The following is a 14,489-nucleotide window of genomic DNA, read 5'->3' as shown; positions in this document are numbered from 1 at the left end:
GAGAATACTTATGATTTTTATAGATAATAGACAAAATAAGATAGAGGTTGCAGATAAACTGAAAGGATATATGAAAGACATTATAGAATATGCACTTAAAGCTGAAGGTGTTAAAGTGCCATGTGAAGTAAGTGTTTTGTTTGTTGACAACGAGAGTATACGTGAAATAAATAAGGAGAATAGAGATATAGATTCAGCTACAGATGTACTTTCATTTCCAATGCTTGATTATGGTACCAGTAATATATTCAAAGATGTGTATAATGATAATCAATTTGAGGCTTCAGATCTGGATGATGGGAATCTTATACTTGGAGATATAGTAATATCACTTGAAAAAGCAAAAGAGCAAAGTATAGAGTTTGATCACACTTTTGAAAGAGAAGTACTATATTTAACGGTACATTCAGTACTTCATCTACTTGGATACGATCATATGGAGAAAAATGAAAAGATTATTATGAGAAAAAGAGAAGAAGAGATACTTGAAGAATTTAAAATAATCAGATAATTGAATTTCTATATTTTCAAATTGGAGAATAATATGAAGGTTAAAAAATTATGGGATAGTTTTAATTATGCCATTGAAGGCATAATATATTCAGTTAGAACGCAGAGAAATATGAAGATACATATGATTGCGGCACTTGTTGTTTTAACTCTTTGTTTTTTTTATGATTTGAGTAAAATGGAACTATTAATTATAACAATTTCAATAAGCATGGTAATAATGGCAGAGCTTATGAATACAGCTATTGAATTTGTGGCTGATGCTACGGCAAATTTTTATCATCCACTTGTTAAACTTGCTAAAAATGTTGCAGCTGGGGGAGTACTTATTACTGCTATAAATTCAGTACTGGTAGGTTACGTTATATTTTGGGATAAATTAAAATATATAAATTTTTTAATGATAAAAAAGGTTAAAAATACAAATCCATATGCAATTTTTATAATGCTGGTAATTGTTTGTATTGCGACTATAGTTATAAAAGCTATATTTGGTGAAGGAACTCCACTAAAGGGTGGTATGCCAAGCGGACACAGTACAATAGCTTTTTCAATAGCTACAATGATATCTCTTATTACAGGAGATCCTGCAATTGTCACACTAAGTTATATTTTAGCATTTATAGTTGCACAAAGTAGGGTCGATTCAAAAGTTCACTCGATATTTGAAGTTTTTGTTGGAGCTGTGTTTGGAATTTTGATTACTGTTTTTTTATTTATAGTATTTTATATCAAATAGGTGCAAAAATATAATTGTTGCAATATATTAAATTAATGCTATAATTTACTTACAATAAGCAGGAATATAAGTTTTATCATCTTAAGATAATGATATATTTCTTAAATAGATTTGCGAATATAAGGAGAAATTGCATGTTTAAATCTGGATTTATAACAATAATAGGAAGACCTAATGTCGGAAAATCGACATTGATGAATGCTATATTAGGTGAAAAATTATCTATAGTTTCTTGTAGACCTCAAACAACTAGAAACAACATACAGACTATTTTGACAGAGAATGATTATCAAATAGTGTTTGTTGATACTCCTGGTATCCATAAACCAAAACATAAACTTGGAGAATATATGATAAAGGTTGCTGAAGATTCGATAAAAGAAGTTGACATTGTACTATTTCTGACTACACCTGACAGAGAGATAGGAAAGGGAGATATGTTCATTCTAGAACAACTCAAAAATTGTAAAGTACCTGTTTTTTTAGTTATAAATAAAATAGATGAAAATACTAGAGAAAATGTTGCAAAATCTTTGTCGAATTATGCCAATCAATTTAATTTTACTGAATATATACCCATATCAGCTATTAAGGGGAAAAATGTGGATGAACTAAAAAAGCTTATTGTGAAGTATTTGCCGGAAGGTCCTAAATATTATCCAGAGGATATGATAACAGATAAACAGGAAAGGTTTATAGTATCAGAGATTATAAGGGAAAAAGCATTGAGGCTTCTTTCACAGGAAGTTCCTCATGGTATAGCGGTTGATATAATATCTATGAAAAAAGATAAGCAGGGTGTGTATAATATAGAAGCAACTTTAATGTGTGAAAAGGATTCACATAAGGGAATAATAATAGGTAAAGGTGCGTCTATGCTAAAGAAGATAACATCATATTCTAAATATGATATAGAAAAATTTTTAAATGAAAAAGTTTATCTTAAACTATGGGTAAAGGTAAAGAAAGAATGGAGAGATAATCCTAGTATTTTAAAGGAACTAGGCTACAAACAATAGCATGAATATTTATCAAAAAGTGGGGTGTTTTTCTGTCTGTAATAAAAACGAGAGCATTGGTAATTAAAACCCAGGATATAAAAGAGAAGGATAAACTTGTGTGGTTATTTAGTGAAAAGCTAGGGAAAATTTCTACAATAGCAAAAGGGTCAAAAAAGTCTAAAAGTAAACTTTTTTCAACTACATTACAATTTTGTTATGGAGATTATATAGTTCACAAGGGTAGAAATTTTTATGTAATAAATGATAGTTTTATTATAGACTCATTTCAAGATTTGTTACAAGATCTGGATTTGATTACATATGCATCTTATTTTTGTGAACTCATAGATATATCAATGAGTGATGAGGAAAGTAACTACCAATTATTTAGATATCTTGTTACAGCATTTTATTTACTCAGAAATAAAGCAGTTGATGTAGAAATTCTGGCAAGGACTTTCGAGATAAAGATTCTAAAGCATACGGGATATGCTCTTAATCTGGAAAATTGTTGTATTTGCAGGAAAAAAATTAATTCGTCAAATTATATAAATTTCCAGTATTTTGGAGGAGTGTGCAAAGATTGTAGCAAATATAATGGCGCTTATGTTGACTTTGCAACATATAATACTATTAAGTATTTGTATAGAGTACAATTAGAAAACATATACAAATTAAATTTATCGAGAAACATAAAAAATGAAGTTTATAAGGTTTTAAAAATTTTTATTGAACAGAGTTATTTTAGAAAGCCTAGAAGTTTGGATACATTGAATAGTTTGACGAATTTCTTAAAATAATAGATTAATAACAAATAAAAAATATTAAAAATTCGTAAATAAGGAGTGAAGTAAATGAGCGAAATCACATTAGAAAAAATTGATATTATAAGAGAGAGAACAAATGTAAGTTATGCAGAAGCAAAAAAAGCTTTAGAAACCTGCGATGGTAATGTTGTAGATGCATTGATCTATATAGAAGAAAATGAGAAATCTACAATGGATAATATATATACGACTAAGGATGAGTTCTTAAGCTGGATAAAAGATATAGTTGATAAAGGAAATGTAAATAGGATAAGAATAAAGAAAGATGACAAAGTTGTTGTTGATATACCTGTTAATGCTGGAATAGCTGCTAGTTTAACAGCACTAGTTTGGCCTCCACTTATTGCTATTGGTATATTAACTGCAGTTGTTACAAGGATAACTATAGAAATTACTAAAAGCGATGGATCTGTTGAAGTTATAAACAAAACTATAAGTTCAAATGTCAAGGATGTAAAAGATAAAGTCATGGATGCAGCTAATTCCGTTAAAGAAAATGTAAAGGATAAATTTCACCATGATGACGAAAATCATACTGGAGATGGAAATACTTATAAATATACAGTTAAATTCGATGATATAGACGAAAAAGATAACGAAAAAAAGGAAGATTAACAATATATTTTGAAATAAAAGTCAGTAGAATAGTTTTTATACTGACTTTTGTTTTTTCTCCATTTAGAAGCATTTATTAATTAGTCTTAATAATGTATTAAGTAAGATTATATGCATTTTTTAAAATTATATTAAAAATGGAAAGCCTTATACTATTTATTACTATATAGTGATATAATAACTTTAAGTGACATAAAAATTATGTATTCAGAATTAATAAATGCTGTTAATTTACTTAGGAAAGAGGGTGAATACTATTAAATTAACATCTAGGCAGGAACAGATAATAGAATTAGTAAAAGACCATGAGCCTATAACAAGTGAAAAACTAGCATCTAAGTTGAGCGTTACAAGAGCAGCCTTGAGACCTGATCTGGCTATACTGACTATGACGGGTATTCTGGATGCAAAACCTAAGGTTGGATATATATATTCGCGTAAACCCTCTTATAGTTTGGTATATGATTATATAAGGAACATAAAGGTTAATGATATAATGTCAAAGCCTGTAATTGTAGACGAAAATACCACAGTATATGATGCAATAGTACATTTATTTTTAAACGATGTAGGTACACTGTTTGTTGAGAATGATGGCTCACTTACTGGTGCTGTTTCTAGAAAAGATTTCTTAAAGATGGCTATGGGTGGTACCGATATGCATAAGGTGCCTGTGGGAATAATTATGACGAGAATGCCCAATATAGTCTTTGTTGAAAAGGATGATGTAGCATATTCCGCAGCACAGAAAATAATAGAGCATGAAGTTGATAGTTTGCCAGTAATTGAAAGAGTATCAGATAATGGTAAAGAATTTTTAAAGATTGTTGGGAAGATTTCCAAAACTAATGTAACGAGATTATTTGTAAAAATGGGAAGTAATAAGTAAGGTAAATGATATAATATCTTTTACCTTACTTTAACTTATAAAAAAATAATCAAAGGGGATGTTTTCTTATGAATGGCAACAAATATGTTTATCTTTTTCGTGAGGGAAATGCAAGTATGCGGAACTTACTTGGGGGTAAAGGTGCCAACCTTGCAGAAATGACTAATTTGGGGATAACAGTTCCACAGGGATTTACTGTAACGACTGAAGTTTGTACTAGATATTACGAAGATGGAGAAAAATTAGGGGAAGATATACTTTTACAAATTTATAATGCAATGGATGAATTAGAAGATTTAACTAATAAAAAGTTTGGAAGTATGGAAAATCCGTTATTGGTTTCAGTAAGATCTGGAGCAAGAGTTTCAATGCCTGGAATGATGGATACAATATTAAATTTGGGACTAAATGATGATACAGTTCAAACTTTAGCAAAATTAACTAATAATGAAAGATTCGCATATGATTCTTATAGAAGATTCATACAGATGTTTGCAGATGTCGTTATGGGAATTGAAAAGAGAAAATTTGAAGATATACTTGATGGTTTTAAAAAGGTAAAAGGGGTTAAGTTTGATACAGAACTTAATGCATCGGATTTGAAGGATGTTGTAAAAAAATTTAAAACACTTTATAAAAATGAAATTCATAAAGATTTTCCACAGGATCCTAAAAAGCAATTAATTGAGGCTGTTACAGCTGTATTTAGGTCATGGGATAATCCAAGGGCAATAGTGTATAGAAGATTGAATGATATACCTGGAGACTGGGGAACTGCTGTTAATGTCCAATCAATGGTATTTGGAAATATGGGAGACACATCTGGTACAGGAGTTGCTTTTACAAGAAATCCTGCTAACGGTGAAAATGCTATATTTGGAGAATACTTGATAAATGCTCAGGGAGAAGATGTCGTAGCCGGTATTAGAACTCCTCAAGTGATAACTAAATTGAAACAAGATTTGCCAGAATGTTATGAACAATTTGTCAGTATAGCTAAAAAGTTGGAGACACATTATAAAGATATGCAGGATATGGAGTTTACTATAGAACAGGGAAAATTATATTTTCTTCAGACTAGAAATGGTAAAAGGACGGCTCAGGCTGCGTTAAAGGTAGCTGTTGATATGGTAAATGAAGGACTTATAACAAGAGAGGAAGCAATACTTAAGGTTGATCCTAAACAATTGGATGCACTTCTTCACCCAAATTTTGATGAAGAAGAACTTAGAAAAGCTAAAATAATAGCAAAAGGGCTTCCAGCTTCTCCCGGTGCTGCATATGGTAAAATTTATTTTACTGCGGAGTCAGCAAAACTTCATCATGATAAAGGTGAAAAAGTAATACTTGTAAGATTGGAAACTTCACCTGAAGACATAGAAGGAATGGTGGCATCAGAAGGTATACTGACTGTAAGAGGTGGAATGACTTCTCATGCAGCAGTTGTTGCAAGAGGTATGGGAACTTGCTGCGTAGCAGGTTGTGGCGATATAAATATAAATGAAGAATTGAAAACTTTTGAAGTAGCAGGAGACAAGTACAAAGAGGGGGATTATATATCGCTTGATGGAAGTACGGGAAATATTTATGGGAAAGCTATAAAAACTGTAGAACCTAAAACCAGCGGATATTTTGGTATATTTATGAAGTGGGCTGACGAAATAAAAGTTTTAGATGTAAGAACAAATGCAGATACTCCCAAAGATGCATCTCAGGCCGTTAAATTCGGGGCACAGGGAATAGGTCTTTGCCGAACAGAGCATATGTTTTTTGATGAGGACAGAATACCGGCAGTTAGGGAAATGATAGTATCGAAGACAGAAAAGCAGCGAAGAAAAGCCCTTTTAAAAATACTTCCAATGCAAAGGGAAGATTTCATAGGAATTTATGAGGCAATGGAGGAAAAACCAGTAACTATAAGGTTTTTGGATCCACCATTACATGAATTTTTACCTTCAGATGATGAAGATGTAAAGAATCTTGCAAAAGAAATGGGAATAACCTTTGAGGAGTTAAAGTCAACGGTGGCATCTCTTCATGAATTTAATCCAATGATGGGGCATAGAGGTTGTAGACTTACAGTATCATATCCTGAAATAGCAGAAATGCAGACAAGAGCTATAATAGAAGCCGCAATAGATGTTAAGAAGAGAAAAGGTTATGATATAAAACCTGAAATTATGATTCCATTAGTTGGAGAAGTAAAAGAATTAAAGTTTGTAAAGGATATAGTTGTAAGGGTTGCAGATAAAATAATAAAAGAATCAGATATAGGCCTGGAATATGAAGTAGGTACTATGATAGAAGTACCTAGGGCAGCTCTTATAGCAGATAGTATAGCAGAAGAAGCAGAATTCTTCTCATTTGGGACAAATGATTTGACGCAAATGACATTTGGGTTTTCAAGAGATGATGCTGGTAAGTTTTTAAAGGACTATTATGATAAAAAAATATATGAATTTGATCCATTCCAGAGAATTGATCAAGTTGGAGTTGGAAAATTGGTAAGAATGGCTGTTGAATTGGGTAGGAAAACCAGACCTGATATTGATCTTGGGATTTGTGGGGAACATGGCGGAGATCCTTCGTCTGTTGAATTTTGCCACAATATTGGTCTTAAATATGTATCTTGTTCACCATTTAGAGTTCCAGTTGCAAGACTTGCAGCTGCTCAGGCACAGGTGAAAAATCCAAGATAGTCTATAAATGGCATAAGCACAATTAAAAAAGTTTTATATATTAAGTATTCTAGAATATAGGGTTTGTAAATGAAAGTTTAACTTATGCTCCGGCCGGGATTTCCAAAATACGTCACGTAAAAAGTTTCTAGTAAGTCTAAGCTTGCATTCATAAAAATCTAAGCGGATTATATAAACTCGCTTTGCTCAGACATATATAATCCACTAAGATTTTCAAGAACGCCTCGCTAAAACTTACTACAAAATTTTTTTATGTGCCTAAATTTTAGAAATTCCGACCTGCGCATAAGTTAAGCTTAGAATTACAAACCCTATATAAGTTTTATAGAAATAAAAAGGTATCATATTTAAAATAAGAAAATTATTTTAAATATGATACCTTTTGTTTATTAAAGTAATATATCATTTAAATTATTTTTGTATTAAATCTGCCCTCAATATATTTAGTAAATTTTAATGAGAATTCTAATTGTTTAGTGTCATTTTCAACAGCATTCTTTAGTAAGTAAAGAAAAGAGTTGTGATTACATTTTTTCATATTATTATAATAATCCCTCGATAATTTCCAAAATTTTTGTGGAAAAGATAAATAACATAAGATATACTTAAATTCATCTAGATTTAATTTTTGAATATGTTCATATGATTCAAGTGAATCTATAGCTAGATTTATGTCCCAACCAGTGTTGTCTCTTTTGAGGCATCGTCTTAAAGCATATGATATATCATGAGTACAGTAGTCGATTGAGCATTTGTCAAAGTCAATTGTCCAAATATTGTTGTTTTTGTCGAAAATAATATTTTTATTTACGTAATCCAAATGACACAAAGAAGTGCTTAGATTCTGGTTATGGATAGAAGCTGCAGTTAAAAGTGATACTTTAGCTAAACTTAAATTTGTATCAAAATGTTCTAAAAATTCTTTTGAGAATCTATCCTTATATTTAAATGCCAAATTTGAACAATTTAGAATTTGTTCAAAATGTTTTTTTATTGATGAGTATATATCATTAAAATTTTTGCGCGTATAACTTCCACTAATCGGAATAAAATTTTTACATTTGCTGTGGATAAGAGACAGGTTGTACATAGAGGATAGAATTTGTTCTTTATTATCGTAGTCGCATTTTTCACCATCTATCCATGGTGTTAATATAAATAACATATTGTTATAGTTTACAAATCTGCTGCTTGTGTTTGTAGATAATATTCTTGGAACGTTTATGTCATATCTAAATATCCATTCCACAGCAGAATATACAAAGAGTAAATCTTCTTTTGAAAAATAAACTTTTTTTAAACAATAATTTTGATTTGTATCACTTATCTTATAAACAGCTCTTTGTTTATCTGTATCTTTAAATTTAACCCTTTTTATATCAGCATATTCAAGATTATAGTGGGGGAGTACATAGTTCTTTACATTTTCTTCGGATAATAGATCATGATTGTTGTGTTTCTTAACTGAATAGGGCATTAATTAACACTCCTTAAAAGCTATTTTATTATAATAATATTAAAAAACTTTTTACAATATACATTGATATTAAAAAAGGAATTTTTATTGTTAGTATAGAATTACATAAAATATAGATGGATCTATTCATTAAGTTATTATAATTAATATCTAAATATTAGAATATTTTTTATTGATAAATGGGAAAAATAACAATTGTATTTAAATAAATAGGTATATTTTAAAAAAATATATTTATTTAGAAGGAATATAGTAACTTATGTCGAATATATTAAATCTCGTACAATAAATTATGATAGGTGGGAATGTTTATTGATATCGGAAGATGTCATTGAAAAAGTAAAGTACTCAAATGATATAGTTGATGTTATATCTGAAACTGTAAAATTAAAAAGATCTGGAAGAAATTATACTGGATTGTGTCCATTTCATAATGAGAAGACACCGTCCTTTAGTGTGTCTGTAGATAGGCAAATATATAAATGTTTTGGCTGTGGAGAGGCAGGGAATGTTATAACTTTTATTATGAAAACTAGAAATTTAACATTTCCAGAAGCAGTAGAATTTCTAGCGGATAGAGCCAATATAGATATACAATTTGAAAATAAGGGCAATACTTCATTAAAAGAGTCATTTCAAAAGTTATATAAAATAAATGTAGAAACTGCTCGATATTTTTTTAATTGTCTCCAAAAAAATAAAATTGCTAAGAAATATTTTATTGATCGAGGAATAACTGAAACTACAATTAGAAAGTTTGGACTTGGTTATTCGCCTCCAGGTTGGAATAATATAATTAAATATTTAAGCAATAAAGGGTTTACTGAATTGGATATGCTTAAAGCTGGAATTATAATTAAAAGCCAAAAAGGATCCTATTATGATAGATTTAGAAATAGAGTTATGTTTCCTGTTTTTGATTATAGAGGAAGAGTTATAGGATTTGGCGGAAGAGTTATGGATGACTCAAAGCCGAAGTATTTAAATTCTCCTGAGACTACTTTATTCAAGAAAGGTATAAATCTTTACGGATTAAATTTTGCTATAAAAGGTAAAATAAGCAGAGAACTTATAATTGTGGAAGGATATATGGATTGTATATCATTGCATCAATATGGAATTAATAATGCAGTTGCATCTTTAGGTACAGCACTTACGCAAGATCAGGCTAGACTTATAAAGAAGTATGCGGATAAGGTTATAATCTCATATGACGCAGATACGGCAGGGCAGATGGCTACTATGAGAGGCATTGAAATTCTTAAAGAAATTGGACTCGATGTAAGAGTTTTAACTATTCCACAGGGCAAGGATCCAGATGAATTTGTAAGGAATAATGGTAAGGAAAGTTTTTTAAAACTTGTAGATACATCGTTTCCTTTAATAGATTATAAGATAAGTAAAATAAAAGGTGAATTTGATTTTAAAAAGTCTCAAGATATCGTGTTGTATTCTGAGAAGGTTTTGGAAGTTCTTAAAGGATTGGATCCTATAGAAAAGGGTGTATATATTAAACAATTATCAGAACAAACGAATATACGCGAACAGGCGCTATATGATATTTTGAACAGTAAGCTTCAAAAAAATGTAAAAAAACAAGAAAAGATGAATATTGACAATAATTTTGGACAAAAATTATATTTAGAGCCCGCTTACGTAAAAGCTGAGAGATGGATTTTAAGATTTATGCTCGAAGATGATGAATTATTAAAATATATAGTTAAAAACTTCAATGATAATGAGTTTATAATCGAAAGTCATAAAAAAATATATAATTATATCATTCAAAATACAAATTATGAAGAAGGAAACAGAAAACAACGTGTAGAATCTGAATGTAAAGAAGTTGATACAGAAAAAGAGTGGATAAATATATCAGATTTGAAAATAGAATATGATAAGAATGAGTATAAGGATATTATAGAGGATTATATAAATGTTATTAAAAGGTTTAAGCTGCAAGCACAAAAACAGGATATTATGAATGAAATAAAAAAATGTGAAAGTGATGGAAGAACTCAAGAATCTATTAAATTGGCACAAAAACTTATAGAAATACAAAAAAAGATTGGTGGTATACAGTAGTGGCTGAAGGAGGAAAAAAAATGAAAGATAAAAGTGCAAAAATGCAAATAGTTAAAAAACTCATAGAAAAAGGCAAAAAGAATGGCACTTTGACTTATAAAGAAATAATAGATGAATTAGAAGAAGTAGATTTAAATCCTGAACAAATTGAAAAGATATATGAAGTGTTGGAATCTATGAATATAGAAGTCATTGGTGATATACATGAAGCTGAAGTTAACGAGAAGGATTTAGATTTATCTGTACCTGAGGGCATTGCGATAGATGATCCAGTTAGAATGTACTTGAAAGAGATAGGTAAGGTACCACTACTTTATCCTGAGCAAGAAGTTGAATTGGCACAAAAAATTGAAAATGGAGACTTGGTTGCAAAGAAAAAATTGGCTGAGGCAAATTTAAGACTTGTTGTAAGTATAGCAAAGAGATATGTAGGAAGAGGAATGTTATTTTTAGACTTAATTCAGGAAGGAAATTTGGGACTCATAAAGGCTGTTGAAAAGTTTGATTACAGAAAAGGATATAAGTTTAGTACTTATGCTACATGGTGGATAAGGCAGGCAATAACTAGAGCAATAGCAGATCAGGCTAGAACTATAAGAATACCTGTTCATATGGTTGAAACTATAAATAAATTAGTTAGAGTTTCAAGACAGCTTCTTCAAGAACTCGGAAGAGAACCTCAACCAGAGGAAATTGCTAAAATTATGGAAATGCCGGTGGATAAGGTAAGAGAAATAATGAAGATAGCTCAAGAGCCTGTTTCATTAGAAACTCCTATAGGAGAAGAGGAAGACAGTCATCTTGGAGATTTTATACCGGATGATGAAGCACCAGCACCAGCAGAAGCAGCAGCATTTACGATGCTTAAAGAACAACTTATAAATGTTCTTGATACACTTACACCAAGAGAAGAAAAAGTGTTAAGACTTAGATTTGGATTAGATGATGGAAGAGCAAGAACTCTTGAAGAAGTTGGAAAAGAATTTAATGTAACTAGAGAGAGGATAAGACAAATAGAAGCAAAAGCCCTTAGAAAGCTTAGACATCCAAGCAGAAGTAAAAAATTAAAGGATTACTTAGATTAATCAAAGAGAAACAACCTAAATGTTTCTCTTTTTTATATTCATAATTTGTGAGTAGCATAATATTATTTTCACAAATATAAGTATGGTATAATTAAAAAGGGGGCGGTGTTGTGAAAAATTATAAATCAGTAAAAAGTCCTGGAATATTATTTATGCTTGGAACTGCTATAGTATATAATTTACTATTTATAATACTGCTTTTTATAGTAAATTCGTATGAAGTATCTGTTTTATTAAAATTGATAATAGCGGCTTTTAATTTATATCAGTTATATTATATAGTTATTTATACTTCTCTTGTATATTCTATTGATGATAGTAATATTTATATTAAAAGTGCTCTGAGGCTTAAAAAGTTGATTATACCTCTTAAGGATGTAAAAGGATATAAAGAACAACTTGGGCATATTAACGGAAGTAAGATATCTGGATATGGAAAAAATTATTTTGCTATAGGAAGAGCTTTAGTAAAAAAAATAGGATTTACATATATGTTTGTCACATCTACCAGGAATATTATCTATATTAAAACTAATGATACAATTTATGGGCTGTCACCTGAAAATTTCTATGATTTTAAATCTAAGTTGAATGAAAAAAATATATATGAAACTGATTGGGAGTATAATATTAACAGTAACATTAATATATATAAAGACAAAAAGATATTTATACCATTTTTAATAATAGCTGTAGTTATAGTTGTAATAACTTTTATGCCAATAATCATGTATTTGAATGGTTCTTTAAAAAATATAATGCCATTATGCTTTAATTCAAAGTTTGTAGCAGTAAAGTTTGGAACCGGAAAACAATTTGCGTTTAAGCAGATGTTTTATGGATTATTAAATATGGCTGTATTATTTTGTATGTATCATGCTGCGTACCTATATGCAAGGTATGATAAAAAGTCTGTGTATAAATATATATATATTCCTTTTGTACTAGCTATAACCTTTCTTGTAATTCAAATTAGAATATTATTGATATTTGGATAATATAAATTGATTGAAATGGAGAATAATTAATTATGAATTTAAGTACTAGGCTGAAATCTGTAGCAATGATGGTAGATAAATGCCATTGTGTCGCAGATATAGGAACTGATCATGGATATATACCTATATATCTTGTAAATAACAAATTATGTGATAATGTAATAGCTTGTGATATAAATAAGAAACCGCTTAAAAAGGCACTTGCTAATATAAATTCACATAATTTAGATAATAAGATAGAATGTAGGTTAAGTAATGGTTTGAAAAAACTTAAAATAGGCGAGGTTCAAGGAATTATAATTGCTGGTATGGGTGGAAACCTTATAAGAGATATTTTAGAAGATGGAATAGATGTTTTTAAAAAAGTTGATTTTGCTATATTTCAACCTATGCAAAATACAGATGTTTTAAGAGAATATATTTATAAAAAAGGTTATAATATAATAAATGAAAACTTATGTATTGACGAAAACAAATTTTATGAGATAATAAAAGTAAAGTATGATAATAATCCTAGAAAGGTTGATGAAATATTTTATGAGATCAGTGAAAAACTAATTGATACTAATCACCCTGATATAAAAAAGTTTATTTTGGCAAAACTTAATAAGTATAGGGAAATACTTGAAAATATAAAAGAAACTACTGATTTAGCTTTAGAAAGAAAGTTTGAATTAAAGAATAAAATTCAGAAATTGGAGGAAATATTAATATGTCTTTAAAGGTGATAGATGTAGGTAATATAATGGAAGAGCATGTACCTTCAAAATTCAAGGAGAGCTATGATAATGTTGGTTTGATGCTTGGTGATAATAATTGTGAGGTTTCTTCAATACTTGTAGCTTTAGATTGTACTTTATCTGTTATCGATGAAGCCATACGGAAAAATTGTAATCTTATACTAACACATCATCCTTTATTATTTAAAAGACCATCGAATATAACAACAGATACTCTTTTAGGGAAAAAAATAATACGTTTGATACAAAATGAAATAAATGTATATTCAAGCCATACGAATCTTGACTCTGCAAAAGGTGGAATTAATGATATTGTAGCTGGTCTTTTGGATTTAATGAATTGTGAAACTATTGAACCATCTAAAGTTAGAGAAGATAATGATAAAATATCTGGAATAGGAAGAATAGGATATGTAAGTGAGCCTCTCACGTTAATTGAACTATGTGATAAAGTTAAAATGTGTTTGAATGTGCCATACTTAAGGTTTTGTGGAAATGAAGCTAAACTTATAAAAAAATTGGCAGTTATAAATGGAAGTGGGCAGAGCTATTTTGAAAGTGCTAAAAATATGGGTGCTGACTGTATAATAACTGGTGATACTTCATATCATTATGTAAGCGATTTTTCAGAGGAAGGTATAGCTGTGATAGATGCAGGACATTTTGGAACTGAGTGGGCAGGTATAGAAGTATTTTCTAGATGGCTTAAAAATGCAATAGAATTTAAAGGATTTAAAAATTCTGTTTTATTGTCAGAAACAAATAAAGATCCTTATAAATATAAATAGGAATGAGTATGTATAAATTCTCATTTCTATTTTTTT

At 29.6% G+C, this 14,489-nt stretch carries 13 protein-coding genes; 12 read left to right on the top strand and 1 reads right to left on the bottom strand.

Annotated elements, in window-relative coordinates; genetic code table 11:
* Nucleotides 1-10 precede the first annotated feature (10 nt).
* The 7 genes from ybeY to ppdK all read left to right on the top strand — a co-directional run bounded on the left by ybeY (nt 11) and on the right by ppdK (nt 7,280).
* Nucleotides 11-511 carry an rRNA maturation RNase YbeY gene (gene ybeY / locus D4Z93_RS10765; RefSeq protein WP_119973438.1) on the top strand — a complete coding sequence of 167 codons (501 nt, stop codon included), beginning with the start codon at nt 11-13 and terminating at the stop codon, nt 509-511.
* 33 nt (nt 512-544) lie between these two features.
* Complete coding sequence (locus D4Z93_RS10760) at nt 545-1,249, top strand: diacylglycerol kinase (protein WP_119973437.1); 705 nt, start codon at nt 545-547, stop codon at nt 1,247-1,249.
* A gap of 134 nt (nt 1,250-1,383) precedes the next feature.
* Complete coding sequence (gene era / locus D4Z93_RS10755; RefSeq protein WP_119973435.1) at nt 1,384-2,268, top strand: GTPase Era; 885 nt, start codon at nt 1,384-1,386, stop codon at nt 2,266-2,268.
* 11 nt (nt 2,269-2,279) lie between these two features.
* The gene (gene recO, locus D4Z93_RS10750; protein ID WP_243106005.1) at nt 2,280-3,050 is read left to right on the top strand and encodes a DNA repair protein RecO; all 771 of its coding nucleotides are present in this window, start codon (nt 2,280-2,282) and stop codon (nt 3,048-3,050) included.
* Between the two features lie 54 nt (nt 3,051-3,104).
* On the top strand, nt 3,105-3,692 hold the full coding sequence (locus tag D4Z93_RS10745; protein ID WP_119973431.1) for a DUF4342 domain-containing protein: 588 nt from the start codon (nt 3,105-3,107) through the stop codon (nt 3,690-3,692).
* A 247-nt stretch (nt 3,693-3,939) separates the two neighbouring features.
* Nucleotides 3,940-4,581, top strand: coding sequence for a transcriptional regulator CcpN (gene ccpN, locus D4Z93_RS10740; protein WP_119973430.1), 642 nt, complete (start codon nt 3,940-3,942; stop codon nt 4,579-4,581).
* Nucleotides 4,582-4,649: 68 nt separating this feature from the next.
* Nucleotides 4,650-7,280: a pyruvate, phosphate dikinase gene (gene ppdK / locus D4Z93_RS10735; RefSeq protein WP_119973428.1), complete on the top strand. Its 2,631-nt coding sequence runs from the start codon at nt 4,650-4,652 to the stop codon at nt 7,278-7,280.
* Nucleotides 7,281-7,686: 406 nt separating this feature from the next.
* Here the strand turns inward: ppdK and D4Z93_RS10730 are convergent, their stop codons facing one another.
* Complete coding sequence (locus D4Z93_RS10730; RefSeq protein ID WP_119973426.1) at nt 7,687-8,757, bottom strand: CotS family spore coat protein; 1,071 nt, start codon at nt 8,755-8,757, stop codon at nt 7,687-7,689.
* 312 nt (nt 8,758-9,069) lie between these two features.
* Between D4Z93_RS10730 and dnaG the strand changes: the two genes are divergently transcribed.
* From dnaG to D4Z93_RS10705, 5 genes are all read left to right on the top strand, one after another.
* Entirely contained in the window at nt 9,070-10,842 is a 1,773-nt protein-coding gene (gene dnaG, locus D4Z93_RS10725) for a DNA primase (protein ID WP_119973425.1), read from the top strand.
* Between the two features lie 20 nt (nt 10,843-10,862).
* Nucleotides 10,863-11,927 carry an RNA polymerase sigma factor RpoD gene (rpoD, locus tag D4Z93_RS10720; RefSeq protein WP_119974323.1) on the top strand — a complete coding sequence of 355 codons (1,065 nt, stop codon included), beginning with the start codon at nt 10,863-10,865 and terminating at the stop codon, nt 11,925-11,927.
* A 110-nt stretch (nt 11,928-12,037) separates the two neighbouring features.
* A complete protein-coding gene (locus tag D4Z93_RS10715; protein ID WP_119973423.1) occupies nt 12,038-12,925 on the top strand; it encodes a PH domain-containing protein in 888 nt (295 codons plus the stop codon).
* A gap of 32 nt (nt 12,926-12,957) precedes the next feature.
* A complete protein-coding gene (locus D4Z93_RS10710; RefSeq protein ID WP_119973421.1) occupies nt 12,958-13,647 on the top strand; it encodes a tRNA (adenine(22)-N(1))-methyltransferase in 690 nt (229 codons plus the stop codon).
* Entirely contained in the window at nt 13,638-14,453 is an 816-nt protein-coding gene (locus D4Z93_RS10705; protein WP_119973419.1) for a Nif3-like dinuclear metal center hexameric protein, read from the top strand. Before D4Z93_RS10710 ends, D4Z93_RS10705 begins: the two co-directional genes overlap by 10 nt.
* Nucleotides 14,454-14,489 lie beyond the last annotated feature (36 nt).

The organism is Clostridium fermenticellae, from assembly GCF_003600355.1.
Lineage (GTDB): Bacteria > Bacillota > Clostridia > Clostridiales > Clostridiaceae > Clostridium_AV > Clostridium_AV fermenticellae.
The sequence above is the reverse complement of the archived record's forward strand: the minus strand, read 5'-3'. Positions and strand labels throughout refer to the sequence as shown.

Excerpts from the sequence above, each read along its gene's own strand:
- D4Z93_RS10760 (WP_119973437.1), top strand. The coding sequence starts at position 545 with ATGAAGGTTAAAAAATTATGGGATAGTTTTAATTATGCCATTGAAGGC.
- D4Z93_RS10710 (WP_119973421.1), top strand. The coding sequence starts at position 12,958 with ATGAATTTAAGTACTAGGCTGAAATCTGTAGCAATGATGGTAGATAAA.
- rpoD (WP_119974323.1), top strand. The coding sequence starts at position 10,863 with ATGAAAGATAAAAGTGCAAAAATGCAAATAGTTAAAAAACTCATAGAA.
- D4Z93_RS10745 (WP_119973431.1), top strand. The coding sequence starts at position 3,105 with ATGAGCGAAATCACATTAGAAAAAATTGATATTATAAGAGAGAGAACA.
- D4Z93_RS10730 (WP_119973426.1), bottom strand. The coding sequence starts at position 8,757 with ATGCCCTATTCAGTTAAGAAACACAACAATCATGATCTATTATCCGAA.
- D4Z93_RS10705 (WP_119973419.1), top strand. The coding sequence starts at position 13,638 with ATGTCTTTAAAGGTGATAGATGTAGGTAATATAATGGAAGAGCATGTA.
- era (WP_119973435.1), top strand. The coding sequence starts at position 1,384 with ATGTTTAAATCTGGATTTATAACAATAATAGGAAGACCTAATGTCGGA.
- ybeY (WP_119973438.1), top strand. The coding sequence starts at position 11 with ATGATTTTTATAGATAATAGACAAAATAAGATAGAGGTTGCAGATAAA.
- ppdK (WP_119973428.1), top strand. The coding sequence starts at position 4,650 with ATGAATGGCAACAAATATGTTTATCTTTTTCGTGAGGGAAATGCAAGT.